Annotated in this window: 17 protein-coding genes and 4 tRNA genes; 18 read left to right on the top strand and 3 right to left on the bottom strand. The window is 66.3% G+C overall.

The window, feature by feature from the left end; all coding sequences use genetic code 11:
* Window positions 1–33: 33 nt before the first annotated feature.
* The gene (gene htpX, locus GOHSU_RS03815) at window positions 34–915 is read left to right on the top strand and encodes a zinc metalloprotease HtpX (protein WP_005937040.1); all 882 of its coding nucleotides are present in this window, start codon (window positions 34–36) and stop codon (window positions 913–915) included.
* A gap of 39 nt (window positions 916–954) precedes the next feature.
* On the opposite strand, the gene GOHSU_RS03810 is transcribed toward htpX, so the two are convergent.
* On the bottom strand, window positions 955–1,905 hold the full coding sequence (locus GOHSU_RS03810) for a winged helix-turn-helix transcriptional regulator (RefSeq protein WP_005937038.1): 951 nt from the start codon (window positions 1,903–1,905) through the stop codon (window positions 955–957).
* Window positions 1,906–1,914: 9 nt separating this feature from the next.
* A complete protein-coding gene (locus GOHSU_RS03805; protein WP_005937036.1) occupies window positions 1,915–3,165 on the bottom strand; it encodes an acetyl-CoA C-acyltransferase in 1,251 nt (416 codons plus the stop codon).
* Between the two features lie 140 nt (window positions 3,166–3,305).
* Between GOHSU_RS03805 and GOHSU_RS03800 the strand changes: the two genes are divergently transcribed.
* From GOHSU_RS03800 to GOHSU_RS03780, 5 genes are all read left to right on the top strand, one after another.
* Window positions 3,306–4,517, top strand: a complete 1,212-nt coding sequence (locus GOHSU_RS03800) for an acetyl-CoA acetyltransferase (RefSeq protein WP_005937032.1) — start codon at window positions 3,306–3,308, stop codon at window positions 4,515–4,517.
* Window positions 4,518–4,581: 64 nt separating this feature from the next.
* The gene (locus GOHSU_RS03795; RefSeq protein ID WP_005937030.1) at window positions 4,582–6,102 is read left to right on the top strand and encodes a carotenoid oxygenase family protein; all 1,521 of its coding nucleotides are present in this window, start codon (window positions 4,582–4,584) and stop codon (window positions 6,100–6,102) included.
* Window positions 6,099–7,064, top strand: coding sequence for an NAD(P)H-dependent flavin oxidoreductase (locus tag GOHSU_RS03790; protein WP_005937028.1), 966 nt, complete (start codon window positions 6,099–6,101; stop codon window positions 7,062–7,064). Before GOHSU_RS03795 ends, GOHSU_RS03790 begins: the two co-directional genes overlap by 4 nt.
* Window positions 7,057–8,772, top strand: coding sequence for a class I adenylate-forming enzyme family protein (locus GOHSU_RS03785; RefSeq protein WP_005937026.1), 1,716 nt, complete (start codon window positions 7,057–7,059; stop codon window positions 8,770–8,772). Before GOHSU_RS03790 ends, GOHSU_RS03785 begins: the two co-directional genes overlap by 8 nt.
* 56 nt (window positions 8,773–8,828) lie before the next feature.
* Window positions 8,829–10,031: an alpha/beta hydrolase gene (locus tag GOHSU_RS03780; protein WP_005937024.1), complete on the top strand. Its 1,203-nt coding sequence runs from the start codon at window positions 8,829–8,831 to the stop codon at window positions 10,029–10,031.
* Here the strand turns inward: GOHSU_RS03780 and GOHSU_RS03775 are convergent.
* Entirely contained in the window at window positions 10,018–10,509 is a 492-nt protein-coding gene (locus GOHSU_RS03775) for a YajQ family cyclic di-GMP-binding protein (protein WP_005937023.1), read from the bottom strand. The genes GOHSU_RS03780 and GOHSU_RS03775 overlap by 14 nt on opposite strands.
* A gap of 132 nt (window positions 10,510–10,641) precedes the next feature.
* On the opposite strand from GOHSU_RS03775, the gene GOHSU_RS03770 reads away from it, so the two are divergent.
* The 12 genes from GOHSU_RS03770 to GOHSU_RS03715 all read left to right on the top strand — a co-directional run bounded on the left by GOHSU_RS03770 (window position 10,642) and on the right by GOHSU_RS03715 (window position 17,792).
* Window positions 10,642–10,725: transfer RNA gene (locus tag GOHSU_RS03770), tRNA-Tyr, on the top strand.
* Between the two features lie 112 nt (window positions 10,726–10,837).
* Window positions 10,838–10,910, top strand: a tRNA-Thr gene (locus tag GOHSU_RS03765).
* 42 nt (window positions 10,911–10,952) lie between these two features.
* Window positions 10,953–11,026, top strand: a tRNA-Met gene (locus GOHSU_RS03760).
* 114 nt (window positions 11,027–11,140) lie between these two features.
* A complete protein-coding gene (rpmG, locus tag GOHSU_RS03755; RefSeq protein WP_005937020.1) occupies window positions 11,141–11,308 on the top strand; it encodes a 50S ribosomal protein L33 in 168 nt (55 codons plus the stop codon).
* 217 nt (window positions 11,309–11,525) lie between these two features.
* Entirely contained in the window at window positions 11,526–12,620 is a 1,095-nt protein-coding gene (locus GOHSU_RS03750) for a fused (3R)-hydroxyacyl-ACP dehydratase subunits HadA/HadB (RefSeq protein ID WP_005937017.1), read from the top strand.
* Between the two features lie 228 nt (window positions 12,621–12,848).
* Window positions 12,849–12,921, top strand: a tRNA-Trp gene (locus GOHSU_RS03745).
* Between the two features lie 88 nt (window positions 12,922–13,009).
* On the top strand, window positions 13,010–13,411 hold the full coding sequence (gene secE / locus GOHSU_RS03740) for a preprotein translocase subunit SecE (RefSeq protein WP_005937015.1): 402 nt from the start codon (window positions 13,010–13,012) through the stop codon (window positions 13,409–13,411).
* 73 nt (window positions 13,412–13,484) lie between these two features.
* Window positions 13,485–14,312: a transcription termination/antitermination protein NusG gene (gene nusG / locus GOHSU_RS03735; RefSeq protein WP_005937012.1), complete on the top strand. Its 828-nt coding sequence runs from the start codon at window positions 13,485–13,487 to the stop codon at window positions 14,310–14,312.
* A gap of 115 nt (window positions 14,313–14,427) precedes the next feature.
* On the top strand, window positions 14,428–14,862 hold the full coding sequence (gene rplK / locus GOHSU_RS03730; RefSeq protein ID WP_005937010.1) for a 50S ribosomal protein L11: 435 nt from the start codon (window positions 14,428–14,430) through the stop codon (window positions 14,860–14,862).
* A gap of 142 nt (window positions 14,863–15,004) precedes the next feature.
* Complete coding sequence (rplA, locus tag GOHSU_RS03725) at window positions 15,005–15,721, top strand: 50S ribosomal protein L1 (protein ID WP_005937009.1); 717 nt, start codon at window positions 15,005–15,007, stop codon at window positions 15,719–15,721.
* Window positions 15,722–15,878: 157 nt separating this feature from the next.
* Complete coding sequence (locus GOHSU_RS03720; RefSeq protein ID WP_005937007.1) at window positions 15,879–16,835, top strand: L-lactate dehydrogenase; 957 nt, start codon at window positions 15,879–15,881, stop codon at window positions 16,833–16,835.
* 96 nt (window positions 16,836–16,931) lie between these two features.
* Window positions 16,932–17,792 (top strand): DUF2786 domain-containing protein, encoded by an 861-nt coding sequence (locus tag GOHSU_RS03715; RefSeq protein ID WP_005937005.1) that lies wholly within the window; start codon window positions 16,932–16,934, stop codon window positions 17,790–17,792.
* Window positions 17,793–17,815 lie beyond the last annotated feature (23 nt).

Below are 17,815 nucleotides of genomic sequence, written 5' to 3'. Positions count from 1 at the left end.
ATGGGGCCAGGCGATTGCGGAGGAGACGTTTCCATGGCCAACGGGCTCAAGACCGCCATGCTGATGGGCTTGATGTCGGCGATCATCGTCGGCATCGGCTCGGTGATCAGCGCATCGATGAACAGTTACTTCTTCCTGTACCTGTCCGTGGCGCTGGCGGTGGGCACCAATGCCTACGCCTACTACAACAGCAAGAAGCTCTCGCTGAAGGCGATGCACGCCCAGCCGGTCACCGAAGTGCAGGCCCCCGAGCTGTATGCGATGGTCCGCGAACTGGCCACCCGTGCCGGGCAGCCGATGCCTGACCTGTACATCAGCCCCACCGAATCGCCGAACGCCTTCGCCACCGGACGCAATCCCAAGAACGCCGCCGTCTGCTGTACCACCGGGATCATGCAACTGCTGGACCAGCGGGAACTGCGGGCGGTGATCGGGCACGAACTCAGCCACGTCTACAACCGGGACATCCTGATCAGCTCGGTGGCCGGTGCGATGGCCGCGGTGATCAGCGGTCTGGCGAACTTCGCGATGATGGCGGGCATGTTCGGCGGCGGCAACCGGCAGGGCGGGGTCAATCCGCTGGCGATGATCCTGATCGCAGTGCTCGGTCCGTTGTCGGCGGCGGTCATCCAGATGTCGGTGTCGCGGTCCCGGGAACTGCAGGCCGACAAGTCCGGCGCCGAACTCAGTGGGGACCCGCTGGGGCTGGCCTCGGCGCTGAACAAGATCTCCGGCGGTATCGCCGCGGCCCCGCTGCCACCGACCCCGGAACTGGCCAGCCAGTCGCACATGATGATCGAGAGCCCGTTCCGCCCGGGCGAGGCGATGAGCAAACTGTTCTCCACCCATCCGCCCACCGCCGAACGGATCTCCCGGCTCAACGAGATGGCCCAGCGCGGCGGCCAGAAGTTCTGACCGGAGTAGCGCGGTTGCGGGGCTCGCGGTTGCGGGGCTCTACAGTGTGCCGTTGACGACGTCGATCTGCGCGGCGGTCAAGGGAGTGGCGCAGTGCCCACAGTCCAGGCGCGGCCGGAAGTGATGATCGTTGTGCTGCCATCGCATGGCCGGACCGCCGGGGCTGGTGTACCAGTTCTCCGCCCAATGCAGGGTGAGAGCGATGATGGGGAAGAACGCTGCACCTTTGGCGGTCAACTCGTAGTGGGAACGCCCGTCCGCGGTGGTCTCAGTTCGCAGGAAGTGATGTTCCAGCAGGACCCGAAGTCGTTCGGCCAACAGATTCGGGGGGATTGTCAATGCCGACTCGAACTCGGAGTACCGGCGTACTCCTTGGAAGGCCGCGCCGACGACGGCCGCCGACCAGCGGTTCCCGAAGACCGCCATGGTCTCCGGGAACTGTCCGGTGTCTGCGTGTCCGACGGGTCGGCGCCGGGTGGTGACCTCTGGAACGGAACGGTCCCATCCTCCGTTCGGGCCCCATATCCCGCGGGTGGTGTGCCGGTCGGCGTGTTCGCCGCAGGTGGCACAGACTAGAGTCGGCCGGAATTGCCTGCCGCACGCGGTGTGCTGCATGGCGGGCAGATCGCCGGTGGCGCCGGGCCGCCAGGCGCGCTCCCAATCCCAGACGCTGAGCAGGATCGGCCACGTCGCGCGGCCGCGGGCAGTCAGTACGTAGTCGGCCCGAACGGGACGATCTTGATAGATGCGTCGGCCGAGTAATCCCTCCTGCGACAGCGTGGTCAAGCGTGCGGTGAGGCTGGACGCGGAGATGGGCAGCCGCTCCTGAAACTGCCCGAATCTGGTGGCCCCGGTGTGTGCGGCACGAAGCACCTGCATGGACCACTCGTCACCGAGCACACCCAGCCCTTTGGAAATCGAGTTGGGGCCGCCTGCGGGCAGCTCGGTCGGGGCGTCGTCCGACACGGTGCTGCCGGCGAAGAGGTTCATGGCACAAGCCTAATCGGCAGCCGGGGTCGCGCCGCCGGGGCGCTCGATCAGCAGTGCACTGCCCAGCCCGGCAGCACCGCTCACCGCGGCGACCCCCCACCGTCCGTTGCGATGCTCGAGCTCTTCCAGGCAGCCGCCGATCATAACGGCGCCGGTGGCGCCGAAGGCATGCCCCATCGCGATGGTGCCGCCGTTCGGGTTCAGCCGGTCATCGCCGGCGGCGACATCGATACCCATATCCTGCTCGAAGCGCAGACACAGGGCTGCGAAGGCTTCGGCGAACTCGAAGCAGGAGACCTCGGCGGCGGAGACGTCGTTGCGGCTGAGCACGGTCTGGACCGCGTCTTGCCCGGCGGTCAACATCCGGACCGGATCGCCGGCCACGGCGGCACCGGCCACGATACGTCCTCGTGGGGTCAGCCCGGCGCGGGAGCCCGCTTCCAGCGTGCCGATCACCAATAGTGCGGCGCCGTCGGCCATGGCCGGAGAAGTGCCGACGGTGTGCAGGTGCTCGACGGCCTCGAGCTGGTCGAAGGCGGCGAGCACCAGTGCATCCTGTCCGGCCGCACCCATCTCCGCGAATGCCGGTGCCAGGGCTGCTTGCGAGGCTGCGTTGGTCTGAGGTCTGACCAGCTCATCGGTGGTCAGGGCCTCGCCCCCGGTGGCCGGCATCGGGACCACGGATCGAGCGAAGCGCTGCTCGCTCCAGGCGCGGGCGGCGCGCTGGTGTGATCGCATGCCGTAGGCGTCTAACTGTTCTCGAGTCACACCGGCCAGGGTGGCGTTGAGATCGGCGGCGACTCCCATATGGATCGAACCGATTTCGGTGACGATCTCCGGATCGCTCCACAGCGGGCCGCCGTCGGAGAATATCGGCACGCGTGAGACCGTCTCCACACCACCGGCCACCACCAGGTCGGCGTCCCCGGCGCGCACCTTGGCTGCGGCGGCGCTGACTGCGTCGATACCCGAGGCGCAGAAGCGGTTGACCATCATGCCCGGTACCGACGATCCCCATCCGGCGAGCAGGGCGCTGACACGAGCTGTGTTCGCGCCTTGCTCCTTCAGCTGGGAGGCGCAGCCCAGGATCACGTCCTGCACCTGACTGGAATCGAGACCACGGTCGGTCAACGCCTCCATCAGGTGTACGACCAGGTCGGTCGCGGTGTGTGCGTGGAGCCCGCCGCGCGGGGACGCTTTGCCTCTCGGCGTACGGACGTAGTCGAAGATCCAGGCTTCCTGCGGTCCGGTGGGTGGCATGGGTTGACGATCCTCCAGAGGTGGGGTGAAGCCACAGACAATCGCTAGCTTCAGTTGACAGAGTCGCTCTGATAGCTATAGTGACACACATCATTTGATCGAAGCAACGAAGTGATTCTCGAGAGAAGGCTTTCCACGACATGACCTCCATCTGGATACAAGGCGGCTATCAGACGGATTTCGCGCGTAATTGGGTGCGCGAAGGTCACGACTTCGCTGATTTGACTCGTGAAGTGATCGAGGGCACGTGTGCTGCGGCCGCGATCGATCCGACTGATATCGGCGTGATCCACGTGGGCAATGCCTTCGGGGAACTCTTCACCGGACAGGGACATCTCGGGGCGATGCCGGCGACGGTGTGCTCGGAACTGTGGGGTGTGCCGGCCACCCGTCACGAGGCGGCCTGCGCCTCCGGCGGCACGGCGCTGCTGGCCGCGATGGCGGACTTGCGGGCCGGCGATTACGACGTCGCGTTGGTGTTGGGTGTGGAACTGGAGAAGACCGTGCCCGGTGACAAAGCAGCGGCCTACATGGGCGCGGCGGCATGGGTGGGCCACGAGGGCGGCCAAGCCAAATTCATGTGGCCATACATGTTCGCCGAGATGGCAGAGGTCTACGACGACCGGTACGGCCTCGATGATTCCCATCTGCATCGAATCGCGGAGATTAACTTCGGAAATGCGCGTAGCAACCCGAACGCACAGACCCGCGACTGGACCGGACTCGTCTTCGGTGCCGACGATGCGGCCAACCCGGCAGTGGAAGGCCGGCTGCGCCGCCTGGACTGCAGTCAGATCACCGATGGCGGCGCCGGAGTGGTGCTGGTCAGTGACCGCTACTTGCGAGCGAACCCGGGGCGACGCCCGTGGGCGGAGGTCTCCGGCTGGGGCCACACCACGGCTGGGCTGTCGCTGGAGAGCAAGCTGGGCCGGCGCGAGGGCTCGCCATACATGCTGCCGCATCTGCGGGCTGCGATCACTTCAGCGATGGACCGAGCCCAGGTCGGTCTCGACGATCTGGACGGTATGGAGATTCACGACTGCTTCACGATGAGCGAGTACTTGACCATCGACCATCTCGGGCTTACCGAGCCCGGCCGCTCATGGCAGGCGATCGAGGACGGGGTGATCGAACGTGACGGACGCCTTCCGATCAATCCCAGCGGCGGATTGCTCGGCGGCGGTCACCCGGTAGGTGCCAGCGGTATCCGCATGCTGCTCGATGCGGCTGCTCAAGTCTCCGGGCGAGCCGGCGAGATGCAGATCGACGGCGCCCAGACCTTTGGCACCGTCAACTTCGGCGGCAGTACCGCGACCTGCGTGACGCTGGTGTGCGCCGGGGTCGGTGAGTGAGCCCCGACGATCAAGTCATGACGACCGTATCTGTGACAGCAGACTTTCTGACAAGGAGAAACCCATGGTGACCAGTGTGGACCTGGTGGAACGAATGATCACCACCATCCCCGAAGACGACGACCACCCCTATCGGACCGGTGCATGGCGGCCGCAGCAAAGTGAGTGGAACGCGGACGACCTGGAAGTGGTAGAGGGCTCGATCCCCGCCGACCTCGACGGTGTGTACCTGCGGAACACCGAGAATCCGCTGCATCTACCGATCTCGCGTTATCACCCCTTCGATGGCGACGGCATGGTGCACATGGTCGGCTTTCGGGATGGAAAGGCCTTTTACCGCAATCGTTTCGTGCGCACCGACGGCTTGGCTGCTGAACAAGAGGCGGGCCGTTCCCTGTGGGCGGGTATCTCCGAGGCACCCGAATCGGCGGGTCGCACCGATGGTGTCGGTGCCCGCGGCTTCCTCAAAGACTCCTCTAGCACCGATGTCACTGTCTTCCGCGGTGAAGCGCTGACCAGCTACTACCAGTGCGGTGATTTGTACCGGATGGATCCGATCACCGGCAGGTCGCTTGGGCGTGCTGACTTCAACGGGGCCTTTCCCCGCGAGGTGGGGGTATCGGCACATCCGAAGAACGATGACCGGGCCGGTGAACTCCTGTTCTTCAACTACGGCAAGGATGCCCCGTACATGCATTACGGCGTGGTCGACGCCAATAACGACCTGGTGCACTACGTGCCCGTGGAGCTGCCCGGACCGCGGCTTCCGCACGATATGGCTTTCACCGAGAACTACGTGATCCTCAACGACTTCCCGTTGTTCTGGGACGCTGAGATGCTTCGCGCCGGCCATCATGTTCCGCGGCTCCACCCCGGGATACCGTCGCGCTTCGCGGTCCTGCCGCGTCGTGGCGACGCATCTCAGGTGCGCTGGTTCGAAGCCGACCCCACGTACGTGCTGCACTTCGTCAACGCCTTCGAGGAAGGCGATGAGATCGTGCTCGACGGCTTCTTCCAGCATGATCCAGAGCCGAGCGGAACCGAGGTCGACGCTCGACTGCGTCCGTTCCGGTATCTTGCACTGGATCAAATGCAGACGCGGCTGCACCGCTGGCGGTTCGACCTGGTGACCGGAGCGGTGCGAGAGGAATCCCTCACCGACACTGTCAGCGAGTTCGGAATGATGAACGCGGACTTCGCGACCACCGACTACCGCTATGCCTACGCAGCGACGGGAAAGCCCGGTTGGTTCCTGTTCAACGGGTTGGTACGGCACGACCTGCACACCGGTGCCGAAGAGCACTTTCGCCTCGACGAGGGTGTCTTTGCCAGTGAGACCTCCGTTGCGCCGAAGGTCGGTGCCACCGCTGAAGACGAAGCTTACTTGGTCACCATCACCACCGATGTCAACGAGGACGCCTCCTACGGTGTGGTCTTCGACGCTGCCCGGCTGGCTGACGGTCCGGTCTGCCGGGTGAAGCTGCCCGAACGGGTGTCCTCGGGCACCCACTCCACCTGGGCTCCTGGTGCGGAACTGCGGCGCTGGCGGACCGCCGAGTCCGCCGCAGAGGCGGTGGAGCTGTGAGTCGTCCCACGTTGTTCGGTGAGCTCCAAGTGCCCGTCATTGCCGCCCCGATGTTCCTGGTGTCCGGGCCAGAGCTGGTGATCGCTGCCGGTCGAGCAGGAATCATCGGGGCCCTGCCTACCCAGAACTGCCGGACCGCCGACGACCTGGAGTATTGGCTCGCCCAGATCTCCGAGGCGCTGACCGACGCCGATGGCAGGGTCCTCCCGTGGGCGGTCAACCTGGTCACTCACCGCACCAATGCGCGGCTGGCCGACGACCTGGCGCTGGTCGCGCGGTACCGCCCGCCTCTGGTGATCACTGCGCTGGGCTCACCAGCACCGGTCCTGGACGTGGTGCACGGATACGGAGGCATGGTGATCGCGGACGTGGCCGACGTGCCGCTGGCGCGCAAGGCCGCCGCGGCGGGAGCTGACGGGTTGGCTTGCATCTCGGCCGGGGCTGGTGGCCATACCGGCGCGCTCTCGCCGTTCGCCTTCACCGCGGCGGTGCGGTCCTTCTTCGACGGCCTGCTCATCGTCGGGGGCGGAATCGGCGACGGCTACGGTGTCGCCGGCGCGGTCGCTGCCGGTGCCGACCTGGTCTATCTCGGGACCAGATTCCTTGCCGCGACCGAGAGCATGGCAGTGGCCGGCTACAAGCAGATGGTCGTCGATTCTGAGGCTGACGACCTGATCGTCAGTGCCGGAATCACCGGGACGCCGGCGTCGTGGCTGCGGCCGAGTCTACGCGCCAACGGCATCGATCCCGACGCACTCGGCGATACGACTCCTGACCGCAGCTATTCCGCCGGCCCGGATGCTGCCCGGCGCTGGAAAGACCTGTGGGCCGCGGGCCAGGGCGTCGGTGCCGTGACCGCCGTGACTCCCGTGGCCGACATCGTCGCCGACCTCTCCGCTCAATACAGCCAGGCCGTATCGCGGTTGGCTTCTCGCACCCTCGAAGGAATCTGTTATGCCTGACCTGACACAGGGCCTGTACGGCCCCGACAAGATCGCCCGTTTCCGCAAGACCGGCGCGTGGACCGATGCGACCATCGACCAGGTCTTCACCGACCGGGTCGCCGAACGCCCCGATGCAGTGGCACTGGTCGATCCGGCGAACAACCTCGAACTGGTCGGCACCGCCCCGCGCCGGCTGACCTGGCGTGAACTCGACGACGAGGTCACTGCCCTAGCTGCTCGGCTGCTCGATGCCGGGATCGAGCCCTTCGATGTGATCGGCGTGCATATGCCGAACGGGATCGAACTGGTGGAGTTGTATCTGGCCGCCTGGCGGATCGGCGCTGTGGTCTCGCCGTTGGCCATGCAGTATCGCGAGTACGAGATCGTCACGATGGGTGTCGCTGCTGATTTCGCGGCGATGGTGACCGTTCCGCACTTCGGGGATCGGGAGACTGCGGCCGAGGCTCTGGCGCTGGCCGAGTGCCTACCGAATCTGAAGTTCGTGGCGACGCTGACCGCTGAACCGGCCGCCGAGCCCGTGGACGGCGCCGTCGCCATTGTGTCGGCACCGGCTGGGGCCGCGGACCGGGAGCGGGTGGCAGCGCACGATTACGTCGCTGACCCGAACCATGCTCTCACCATCTGCTGGACGTCGGGGACCGAGAGCGCCCCCAAGGGAGTGCCTCGGGCCCACTACGATTGGCTCTCCTTCGCCTGGGCCGGGGTCGACGCCCCCCGACTCACCGGCGATGACGTCCTGTTGAATCCGTTCCCGATGATCAACATGGCAGCCTTCGTGGGCAAGCTCCTTCCGTGGCTGCACACCGGGGCGACGCTGGTGCAGCATCAGCCGTTCGACGCCTCGACCTTCTTCGGGCAGATTGTTGCCGAGAAGGTCACCTACACCGTCGCTCCACCTGCCCTGCTGCTGATGTTGTTGCGCAACGAAGAACTGCGCAGCCGATTGGATCTGTCGAGCCTGAGCCGGGTCGGCTCCGGGTCGGCTCCGCTGCAGCCGGTGACCGTGCGCGGCTGGCAGGAGGAGATGGGGATCGCGGTGATCAACTTCTTCGGCTCCAACGAGGGCATCGGTTTGCTGTCGAGCCCGGAGGATTTCCCGGATCCGGATGACCGCGCCAGGTACTTCCCCCGTTACGGTGCCCCGGGAATCACCTGGGCCTCGAGGGTCAGCGAGTGGATCACCCTGAAGCTGGTCGACCAGGACACCGGCGAGGAGATCACCGAACCGGGACGGGTCGGCGAGCTGCACATCGACGGTCCGATGGTTTTTGCCGGATACCTCAACGGTGAGCAACTGGCCAGCCCCTTCGATGATGAAGGGTTTCTGCGCAGCGGCGAACTGTTCCAGATCGAAGGAGAACACAACCAGTACCTGCGCTATGTGGATCGGGCCAAGGACCTCATCGTCCGTGGCGGAATGAACATCGCCCCGGCAGAGCTCGAAGCGCTGATCAGTGCACACCCGGCGGTCGCTGAGGTCGCGGTGATCGGTCGTCCGTGCGAGGTGATGGGAGAACGTGTACATGTAGTGCTGTCGCTCCAGCCGGAGTCGGCACTGGAACTACCCGAACTGGTGTCCTTTTTGAAACAGCGCCAGATCGCGTCGTACAAGCTGCCCGAAAGCCTGGAAGTGCTGCCGGTCCTGCCGCGCAATCCGGTCGGCAAGCTCTTGAAACGTGATTTGCGGGCAGCGCTGGTGCCCTAGGACGCCGGCGCGGCGGCCAGAAGTACCTGTGAGGCGGCTGCCCTAGACTCGGTCTCATGGTGATGGCCGAACGTCCGGAAGTGCAGACCGCGTCGGCCCCGGTCACCGCGCTGAGCGTTGCCGGATTGGCCGCCAGCATGCTGACTGGGCTGGCGCAGGTCCCGTTCCGGCACCCCTGGCGTGGACCGTCGACGCTGGTCGGCAACGTGGGGCAGGCGGTGACCCGGCAGACGATCCGCTCCTTCATGGGATACCTCACGGGCCTGCCGATCGACGAGTTCCGCTCGGTGGAGAAGGTGATCGACGACCTGTGCCGGGTGGCCATGTCGCCGGTGGTGGAACTGCTCAACGACGTCGAACTGAGCGACGACGTGGTCGCCGGGGTGCCTGGGGTCTGGTGCCGCGCCCGCGCCAGTTCGGAGAGCTACGTGCCCGATCCGGCCCAGCGCGCCCCGATCCGGGCGACCCTGCTGTATCTGCCGGGCGGCGGCTATGTGGGCACCACGCCGATGATGTATTCGGCGTTCGTGGCCTCGCTGGTGCGGGTCACCGGCGCCGAGGTCTTCGTCGTCGACTATCGCAAGGCACCGGAGTATCCGTTCCCGGCGGGTGTGCACGACGCCGCCCGCGTCTATCGCGGTCTGCGGATGCGTGGAGCCGATCCCGAACACATCGTCGTCGCCGGTGACTCCGGCGGCGGAGGACTGGCGGTATCGCTGATCACCCACCTGCACGAGCAGGATGAGCCGATGCCGGCCGCTCTGGTGCTGTTCTCACCGCAGGTGGATCTGGTGCTGGACTATCCGTCGATCAACGAGAACGCGCAGTGCGATGTGCTGCCGTGGAACATCCCGGTGACGGCCTATCTCAAGGGGGTCTCACCCGATGACGAGCGGGTCTCCCTGGGCCGTGGGGAGACCGATCCGGAGTGGTTTCCGCCGACCCTGGTGTCGTGGGGGCACGATGAGATGTTCCGCGACGGCATCCGCGACTTCGTCGACCGGCTCGACGGCGCCGGAGTGGATGTGGAGGGTATCGAGGAGCCGGGGATGTTCCACGTCTACCCGATCCTGATGCCCTGGGCGGAGGCCTCGCTACGCACCTACGGAGCGGTCCGTGACTTCACCGCCCGCACCGTGGCCGCCGACCCCGGTGCCGTCCCGACGCACTGGCGGTCCCGGCGTGTGGAACGCAGACTGCGTGCGGCCCGGCGCGAGGATCCGGCCGAGGACCTGCCCGGCATCTCTAGCGGTAGTTGACGTACTGCAGCGCGATACCGAAGTCCTCGCCCTTGAGCAGGGCGATCACCGCCTGCAGGTCATCGCGCTTCTTCGATGAGACCCGCAGCTCGTCGCCCTGGATCTGTGCCTTGACGCCCTTGGGACCCTCGTCGCGGATCTTCTTGGCGATCTTCTTGGCGTGCTCGGAGTCGATACCCTGCACGATCTCACCGGTGATCTTGAAGGTCTTGCCCGAGGCCACTGGTTCGCCGGCGTCGAAGGCCTTCAGCGAGATGTCCCGGCGGATCAGCTTCTCCCGGAACACCTCCAGCCCGGCCAGCGCACGCTCCTCGGCGTCGGAGGTGATCACGATCTTGTCCTCGCCGGACCAGTCCAATCCGGTGTTGGTGCCGCGGAAGTCGTAGCGCTGCGACAGTTCCTTGGCGGCCTGGTTGAGGGCGTTGTCGACCTCCTGGCGGTCGACCTTGCTCACCACGTCAAACGAAGAATCAGCCATGGGCCACAGACTACCGGGTGCCGGGCGCACCGGCCCGCCAGGGCGGTGAGGCAACGGCTGTGAGCAGCCGGTTTGTGCGGAACCGTGCTCAGCGTTGTATTCTGTCTCCCGTTGCCTGAAACGGTGACACCCGGCAGATTGCCCGAGCGGCCAATGGGAGCGGATTGTAAATCCGTCGCGAAAGCTACGTAGGTTCGAATCCTACATCTGCCACCACGTGAGAGTGCAGCGCATGACGGTGTGACCAGGCGTTTTGGTCAACTGGAAGGCGTCTGTGTAATCTCGTGAAGGCTTCTCGCCCACACCCGACAGGGTGCGGGAGGGACACGCCCCCTTAGCTCAGTCGGCAGAGCGTTTCCATGGTAAGGAAAAGGTCGACGGTTCGATTCCGTCAGGGGGCTCGCTTGGTGCGAACGGTCCGTCCGGGCCGGCCGTATCGACAGGGCGGTGTAGCTCAGCTGGTTAGAGCGCACGACTCATAATCGTGAGGTCGGGGGATCGAGTCCCCCCACCGCTACCGACCGGCCGAGAACAATCTGGCCGACCGCAATTCGGCTGCTCCAGCACGTGCGCCCCTCCGGGCCGGGCGGCGGCCGAGAACGACGAGTAAGACGCGAAAGAAGGCAAGGACATGGCTTCCTCAACTGACGTGCGGCCGAAGATCACCTTGGCCTGCGAGGTGTGCAAGCACCGTAACTACATCACCAAGAAGAACCGGCGGAACGATCCCGACCGCCTCGAGATCAAGAAGTTCTGCCCGAACTGCGGAACCCACCAGACGCACAAGGAGACGCGCTAAGCGATCTCCCCGCGATTCCGCCGACTTCCGGCGGTCGATCGCGGACCTGGACCACAATCGAGCGGGCCATCTCAACTGTGAGATGGCCCGCTCGATTTGTCGCAGGGGCCTGCGTAGGAGCACAATCTGACGGGTTCTGCCAACCACGAGCCGGTTCGTGAATCGCCCCCGCTGCAGCCCAGCGGCCGTCCGGCGCAGGTGTGAAGGAGATGGAGCAATGGCGGAGTTGAACGACGAGACCTTGAAGAGTTCACTCGATGTACTCGGTTCGGGGGAACTGACTCCCGAGCAGATCGCCGAGCACACCGCATCGGTGGTCGGCTATCACTACACCGTCGACGACTACTACGAGGTCGGGCGCGAGGAGATCCGCAAGCACGCGATGGCCGTGCAGGACGGGCACCCGACCCACTGGAGCGAGGCCGGCGCCAAGGAGTACGGGCACGACACCCTCGTGGCCCACCCGACGTTCGTCTCGGTGATGGGCATCATCGCCCAGCGCAAACTGTTCGACGAGGTCGTCACCGGCTATGACCTGTGGCAGATCATGCAGACCGATCAGCGGCTGATCTACCACCAGCCGATGAAGGTCGGCGACCAGCTGATCTGCGATGTCTCCCTGGACTCCTTCCGGCACATCACCAGCCCGGAGACGGTGGACCTGATGGTGACCAAGAACATCATCTGCAACCAGTACGACGAGCCGATCATGACCACCTACACCTCGATCGCGGCCCGGCCCGGCCTGAAGGTGCCCGCCGAACTCGCAGAGTCCATCGACCACGTGATGATGAAGGTCGACACCATCGGTGATCCCGGGAAGACGGTCCATCGGGAGGGCGGCCTGTATCGGGGCGCCGATCCGGCCGAGCGGCCCGGCGCCTACGGTGCGATCGACTTCGACACCCTGTCGGTCGGGCAGGAACTGCCGCCCAAGACCTTCCTGGTCAGCCGTGGAAACCTGGCGAACTACGCTGGGATCGCCGGCGACCCGAACCCGATTCACTTCTCCGACCACGTCATCGCCGCCGCCGGCGGGATGGAGGACGTGGTGGTGCACGGCATGCAGACCATGGGACTGGGCGCCACGTACGTCTCGGAGTTCATCGGTGATCCGGCGGCGTTCTGCGAGTACAACGTGCGGTTCACCAGCCCGGTCTACGTCCCGGCCGACGACAGTGCGGCCGTCGACTTCACCGGCAAGGTCAAGTCCCTGGATCCGCAGACCCGCCGCGGCACCATCGCGCTGACCGCCAAACAGGGCGACCGCAAGATCTTCGGACGCGCGACCGTCGTCGTGCAGTTCAACTGACTCTCGCGGCTGCTCCGGCACAGATCCGGTAGAGCAGGGGCGATCCGGCCGGTTTGGGGGCCAGGCCCCGGTTGCTCTACACTAGGAAAGTCCAGGCTTTACCTAGACTTGACGCGCCGCCCAAAGGGTGGCGCGTTGGTCTTGTTAGGCTCGGACCCACGCCGGTCGGCAGATCGGCGGGGTGCCGGTCGCAGGACCGGCGCGGTGTCGGCCGTACGGCCGGCGCAGAGGGGCGTAGCTCAACTGGCAGAGCAGCGGTCTCCAAAACCGCAGGTTGCAGGTTCAAGTCCTGTCGCCCCTGCACCCGACGTCCCGGGGAAGCATGCATGTTTCCCCGGGACCGTCCCCGGCAACCGGGGGTCGACGTAGACGAAGGGATCGGTGAACAGGTGGCCAAGCGCGATCGCAAGGCTCCGGACGGTGACGCTGAGCGCACGACCGGCGACGACACCGGGATCGACGTCGACGTCATCGAAGCCGACGAGATGAAGCCTTCGGGCAAGCGTCGGGCCCGGGAGCGTCGTACCGCTTCTGGCGAGTCGCTGCCCGGCAAGGCCGGTGTGGTCGACGTCGCCGCCGAAGAAGGCACCGAGACCACCCGCAACCCGTTCCTGCGGGTCTGGATCTTCCTCAAGCAGGTCGTCACCGAGCTGAAGAAGGTCATCTGGCCGACGCGCCGGGAGATGATCGTCTACAGCATCGGTGTGCTGATCTTCGTGGCCCTGGTGACCGCGGTCATCTTCGGCCTGGACATCGGATTCGCGAAGCTGACGCTGTTGGTGTTCGGCTGACCGGGACGGGCCCGGTACGACCCGGGTACCAAGCAAGTAACGAGAACGTGGCAATGAAGGAGCGTGGGCGCCCATGAGCACCCCGGAGAACGAGATCGAATCGCCGGAGACCGGTGAGGCGACGGTGGAGGCTGTGACCGAGACCGACGTCGCGGATTCATCGTCCGCCGACGCTCCCGCCGCCGAGGGCAAGGTCGCCGAGACCGACGCGGCCGAGACCGACGCCGCCGAGGGCGAGGCCGCCGAGGGACAGGCGGCCGAGGAAGAAGACCCCATCGCGGCCAAGAAGCGTGAGCTGCGCCGCCAGCCGGGCGACTGGTACGTGATCCACTCCTACGCCGGGTACGAGAACAAGGTGAAGGCCAACCTCGAGACCCGCGTGCAGAACCTGGACGTGGACGAGTACATCTTCGAGGTCGTCGTGCCGGCCGAAGAGGTCACCGAGATCAAGAACGGCCAGCCCAAGAAGGTCAGCCGCAAGGTCTTGCCCGGCTACATCCTGGTGCGCATGGAGCTCAACGACGAATCCTGGGGCGTGGTGCGCCACACCCCGGGGGTCACCGGATTCCTGAGCATGAACAACACCGACCCGACGTCGTTGTCGCTCAAGGAGGTGCTGCAGTTCCTGATCCCGCGTTCGGAGGTCCGCAAGGCGGAGAAGGCCGCTGCTGCCGCCGCCGGCGGCGACAGCGTGGAAGCGGCCGCGACTGCGGCAGCGAACCTGGTCGAGGTCGACTTCGAGATCGGCGAATCGGTCACCGTCATGGACGGCCCGTTCGCCACCCTGCCCGCCTCGATCAGCGAGATCAACACCGAACAGCGCAAGGTCAAGGTGCTGGTGTCGATCTTCGGTCGCGAGACCCCGGTCGAGCTGGGCTTCAACCAGGTCGAGAAGCTCTAGGCTTCCCGCGCCGGTCCCGGTCACACCAGGGATCGACGGCGGCCCCGCGCCGCCCCCCCATAGAGACTTCCGCGTATCCAGCGTGCGCGGATTGTGAAGAAAAAGGACAAGAGAGATGCCTCCCAAGAAGAAGAAGATCGCCGGGATCATCAAGCTCCAGATCCAGGCGGGCCAGGCCAACCCGGCACCGCCCGTGGGTCCGGCGCTCGGTCAGCACGGCGTGAACATCATGGAGTTCTGCAAGGCGTACAACGCGGCGACCGAATCGCAGCGCGGCAACGTCATCCCGGTCGAGATCTTCGTGTACGAAGACCGCTCGTTCGACTTCCAGCTGAAGACTCCGCCCGCCGCCAAGCTGCTGCTGAAGGCCGCAGGCATTCAGAAGGGCTCCGGCGAGCCGCACCTGAACAAGGTCGGCAAGGTCACCATGGACCAGGTCCGGGAGATCGCCCAGACCAAGGCCGAGGGCCTGAGTGCCAACGACGTCGACGCCGCGGCGAAGATCATCGCCGGCACCGCGCGTTCGATGGGTATCACCGTCGAGGGCTGACCCCCGGACCGCACCGACGAGTCGCTCCGGCCCTGACCGGACGGGCCCGTCACAGCGTCACCCCAACCCGTGGGAGGGCCGCGCTCGGCCCAATTACCACTAACCCGCGATCGGGACCGATCGCGAAGAAGGAACAGAGCAGATGAGCAAGAAGAGCAAGGCCTATTTGGCCGCTGCCGAGAAGATCGACCGCGACAACCTGTACAGCCCGCTGGAGGCTGTGACGCTCGCGAAGGAGACCTCCTCGAAGAACACCGACGCGACCGTCGAGGTCGCCGTCCGCCTCGGGGTGGACCCGCGCAAGGCCGATCAGATGGTGCGCGGCACCGTCAGCCTGCCCAACGGCACCGGTAAGACCGCCCGCGTCATCGTCTTCGCCGTCGGCGACAAGGCCGCCGAGGCCGAGGCCGCCGGTGCCGACGCGGTGGGCGCCGAGGACCTGATCGAGAAGATCCAGGGCGGCTGGCTCGACTTCGATGCCGCCATCGCCACCCCCGATCAGATGGCCAAGGTCGGCCGGATCGCTCGTGTCCTGGGCCCACGCGGCCTGATGCCGAACCCGAAGACCGGCACCGTCACCCCGGATGTGACCAAGGCCGTCAACGACATCAAGGGCGGCAAGATCAACTTCCGTGTCGACAAGGCAGCGAACCTGCACTTCGTCATCGGCAAGGCCTCGTTCACGCCGGATCAGCTGGCCGAGAACTACGGCGCCGCCTACGACGAGATCATGCGGGCCAAGCCGGCCGCAGCCAAGGGCCGCTACCTGAAGAAGATCACCGTCTCGACCAACACCGGCCCGGGCATCCCGGTCGACCCGTCGGTCTCGCGCAACTTCACCGAAGCCGCGCAGGCCTGATCGTTCCGGCGGCACCGGCCGTCGCTGAGCCGAGCCCCGTCATCGCACACCGCGGTGACGGGGCTCGCTGCTTTCCCGGGTCGGCACCGGCGGTGCGGTGCCGACCGATCGGCACAGAGCGCATCCGCACGGGCTCACCCCGCGTTAGCGTTGAGCCATGCAGTCTCCGGGACGAAAGATCAGCATCATCGGTGCGGGCGCGGTCGGCACCTCCATCGCCTATGCGGCGTTGATCCGCGGCGTGGCGCGCACGGTGGCGCTAATGGACATCAACGCCGACAAAGTCCTGGCCGAGGTGCTCGATCTGTCGCACGGGCTGGAGTTCGTCCCGCGCGCCGAGGTGATCGGGTCTTCGGACCCAGCCGTCTGCGCGGACTCGGATGTGGTGATCTTCACCGCCGGGGCCAAACAGCGTCCGGGCCAGACGCGCCTGGAACTGGCCGAGGCCACCATCGAGCTGGTCCGCACGGCGCTGCCGCCGATCGTCGAGGTCGCACCGGCCGCCCGGTACGTGATGGTCACCAACCCCGTCGACGTGATCACCTACGCGGCCGGCAAGATCACCGGACTGCCGCGCAATCAGCTCTTCGGCTCGGGCACCGTGCTGGATTCCTCGCGGTTGCGGTTCCTGGTCTCCGAACACTGCGGGGTGGCGGTGCAGAACGTGCACGCCTACATCGCCGGCGAGCACGGAGACTCGGAGATCCCGCTGTGGAGCTCGGCCAGCATCGGGGGCGTACCGCTGCTGGACTGGGAACCCCTCGACGGGGGCCGTCTGCTCGACGCCGCCGCCCGGGCCACCATCAAGCAGGAGGTGGTCCAGGCGGCCTACCGGATCATCGAGGGCAAGGGCGCCACCAATTACGCGATCGGTCTGGCCACTGCGCGGATCGCCGAGGCGATCGTGAACAACGAGCATCGCGTGCTGCCGGTCTCCTCGCTGATCGAGGAGGACTTCCACGGCATCAGCGATGTGTGTCTGTCGCTGCCCACCCTGGTCGACGCCGCCGGCGCCGGCCCACGGCTGCCGATCGCGATGTCGGCCGACGAATTGGCCGGACTGCGCCGCTCGGCCGACACGCTCAAGGAGATGCAGGCCCGGTTCGGTCTGTGAGGACTCCGCGGGCGGCTGTGGACAACGGTCGCGACGGGCGCAGGGGCTGTGGATCGCCGGTGCGGGCCGGCGCCGGCCGATCGCTACCGTGGGGGCATGCGAGACGACAAGCTGCTGACCCGGATCGGCGGTCTGCTCCGGCAGGCTGAGGGCACCGATAATCCGCACGAAGCCGAGGCCTTTCTGGCTGCCGCCCAGCGGCTGGCGACGGCGTCGTCGATCGATCTGGCCGTGGCCCGGTCGCACGATCCGGCACTGCGCACGCGCTCCACGCCGATCTCGCGGAAGGTGACCATCGGGCCGGCGGGAAAGCGGGGGCTGCGCACCTATGTGCAACTGTTCGTCCACATCGGCCGCGCCAACGATCTGACGTGCGACGTCGCCTCGAATTCGACCTACGTGATTGCCTACGGGTTCGAATCGGACCTGGACACCGTCGAGGCGCTGTACGCCTCGCTGGTGGTGCAGATGGTCGCCGCCAGCGATGCGTACCTGAAATCAGGGGCTTACAAGGGGCAGACGGCGCAGCAGCTGGTCACCCGCGATATCGGGCCCTGGCGGCGGCGGGTGGTCGAATCCAAGACACTCTCGCCGATCACTGCGCGGCTGAACTTCCATTCGGCCTTCGCCGAGCGGGTCGGTCAGCGGCTGCTGGAGGCCCGAGACGAGCAGCGGCGCACCGCGATCGAGCTGGAACAGGCCGTGGCCGGCCGGGAACAGCCGACCGACAGCGGCCAGGCGCTCTCCTCCTCGACGGCAGTGGCCCTGCGGAACAAGGAACTCGAGGTCGCCGACTTCTACCGGCACGAGTCCACCGCCCGTGGGACATGGCGGCCCAGCCGGGCGGGCGCCGGCTACTCCTCGGCGGCCCGGCAGGCCGGCGACAGAGCCGGGCGCCGCGCGAAGATCGGCGCGGACCCCGAACTCGGAGGTGCCCGCGGAGCGCTGGAACGGTGACGGCCGCCGACGGCGGCAGCTTT

The organism is Gordonia hirsuta DSM 44140 = NBRC 16056, from assembly GCF_000333015.1.
Lineage (GTDB): Bacteria > Actinomycetota > Actinomycetes > Mycobacteriales > Mycobacteriaceae > Gordonia > Gordonia hirsuta.
Note: the sequence above shows the minus strand (reverse complement) of the source record. Positions and strands in the feature narration are given on the sequence as shown.

Bases quoted from the DNA above. Each gene is read 5' to 3' on its own strand.
- GOHSU_RS03720 (WP_005937007.1), top strand. From the start codon at position 15,879: ATGCAGTCTCCGGGACGAAAGATCAGCATCATCGGTGCGGGCGCGGTC.
- GOHSU_RS03800 (WP_005937032.1), top strand. From the start codon at position 3,306: ATGACCTCCATCTGGATACAAGGCGGCTATCAGACGGATTTCGCGCGT.
- GOHSU_RS03810 (WP_005937038.1), bottom strand. From the start codon at position 1,905: ATGAACCTCTTCGCCGGCAGCACCGTGTCGGACGACGCCCCGACCGAG.
- GOHSU_RS03715 (WP_005937005.1), top strand. From the start codon at position 16,932: ATGCGAGACGACAAGCTGCTGACCCGGATCGGCGGTCTGCTCCGGCAG.
- htpX (WP_005937040.1), top strand. From the start codon at position 34: ATGGCCAACGGGCTCAAGACCGCCATGCTGATGGGCTTGATGTCGGCG.
- nusG (WP_005937012.1), top strand. From the start codon at position 13,485: ATGAGCACCCCGGAGAACGAGATCGAATCGCCGGAGACCGGTGAGGCG.
- GOHSU_RS03805 (WP_005937036.1), bottom strand. From the start codon at position 3,165: ATGCCACCCACCGGACCGCAGGAAGCCTGGATCTTCGACTACGTCCGT.
- rplK (WP_005937010.1), top strand. From the start codon at position 14,428: ATGCCTCCCAAGAAGAAGAAGATCGCCGGGATCATCAAGCTCCAGATC.
- rpmG (WP_005937020.1), top strand. From the start codon at position 11,141: ATGGCTTCCTCAACTGACGTGCGGCCGAAGATCACCTTGGCCTGCGAG.
- GOHSU_RS03780 (WP_005937024.1), top strand. From the start codon at position 8,829: ATGGTGATGGCCGAACGTCCGGAAGTGCAGACCGCGTCGGCCCCGGTC.
- GOHSU_RS03775 (WP_005937023.1), bottom strand. From the start codon at position 10,509: ATGGCTGATTCTTCGTTTGACGTGGTGAGCAAGGTCGACCGCCAGGAG.
- GOHSU_RS03795 (WP_005937030.1), top strand. From the start codon at position 4,582: ATGGTGACCAGTGTGGACCTGGTGGAACGAATGATCACCACCATCCCC.
- GOHSU_RS03785 (WP_005937026.1), top strand. From the start codon at position 7,057: ATGCCTGACCTGACACAGGGCCTGTACGGCCCCGACAAGATCGCCCGT.
- GOHSU_RS03750 (WP_005937017.1), top strand. From the start codon at position 11,526: ATGGCGGAGTTGAACGACGAGACCTTGAAGAGTTCACTCGATGTACTC.
- rplA (WP_005937009.1), top strand. From the start codon at position 15,005: ATGAGCAAGAAGAGCAAGGCCTATTTGGCCGCTGCCGAGAAGATCGAC.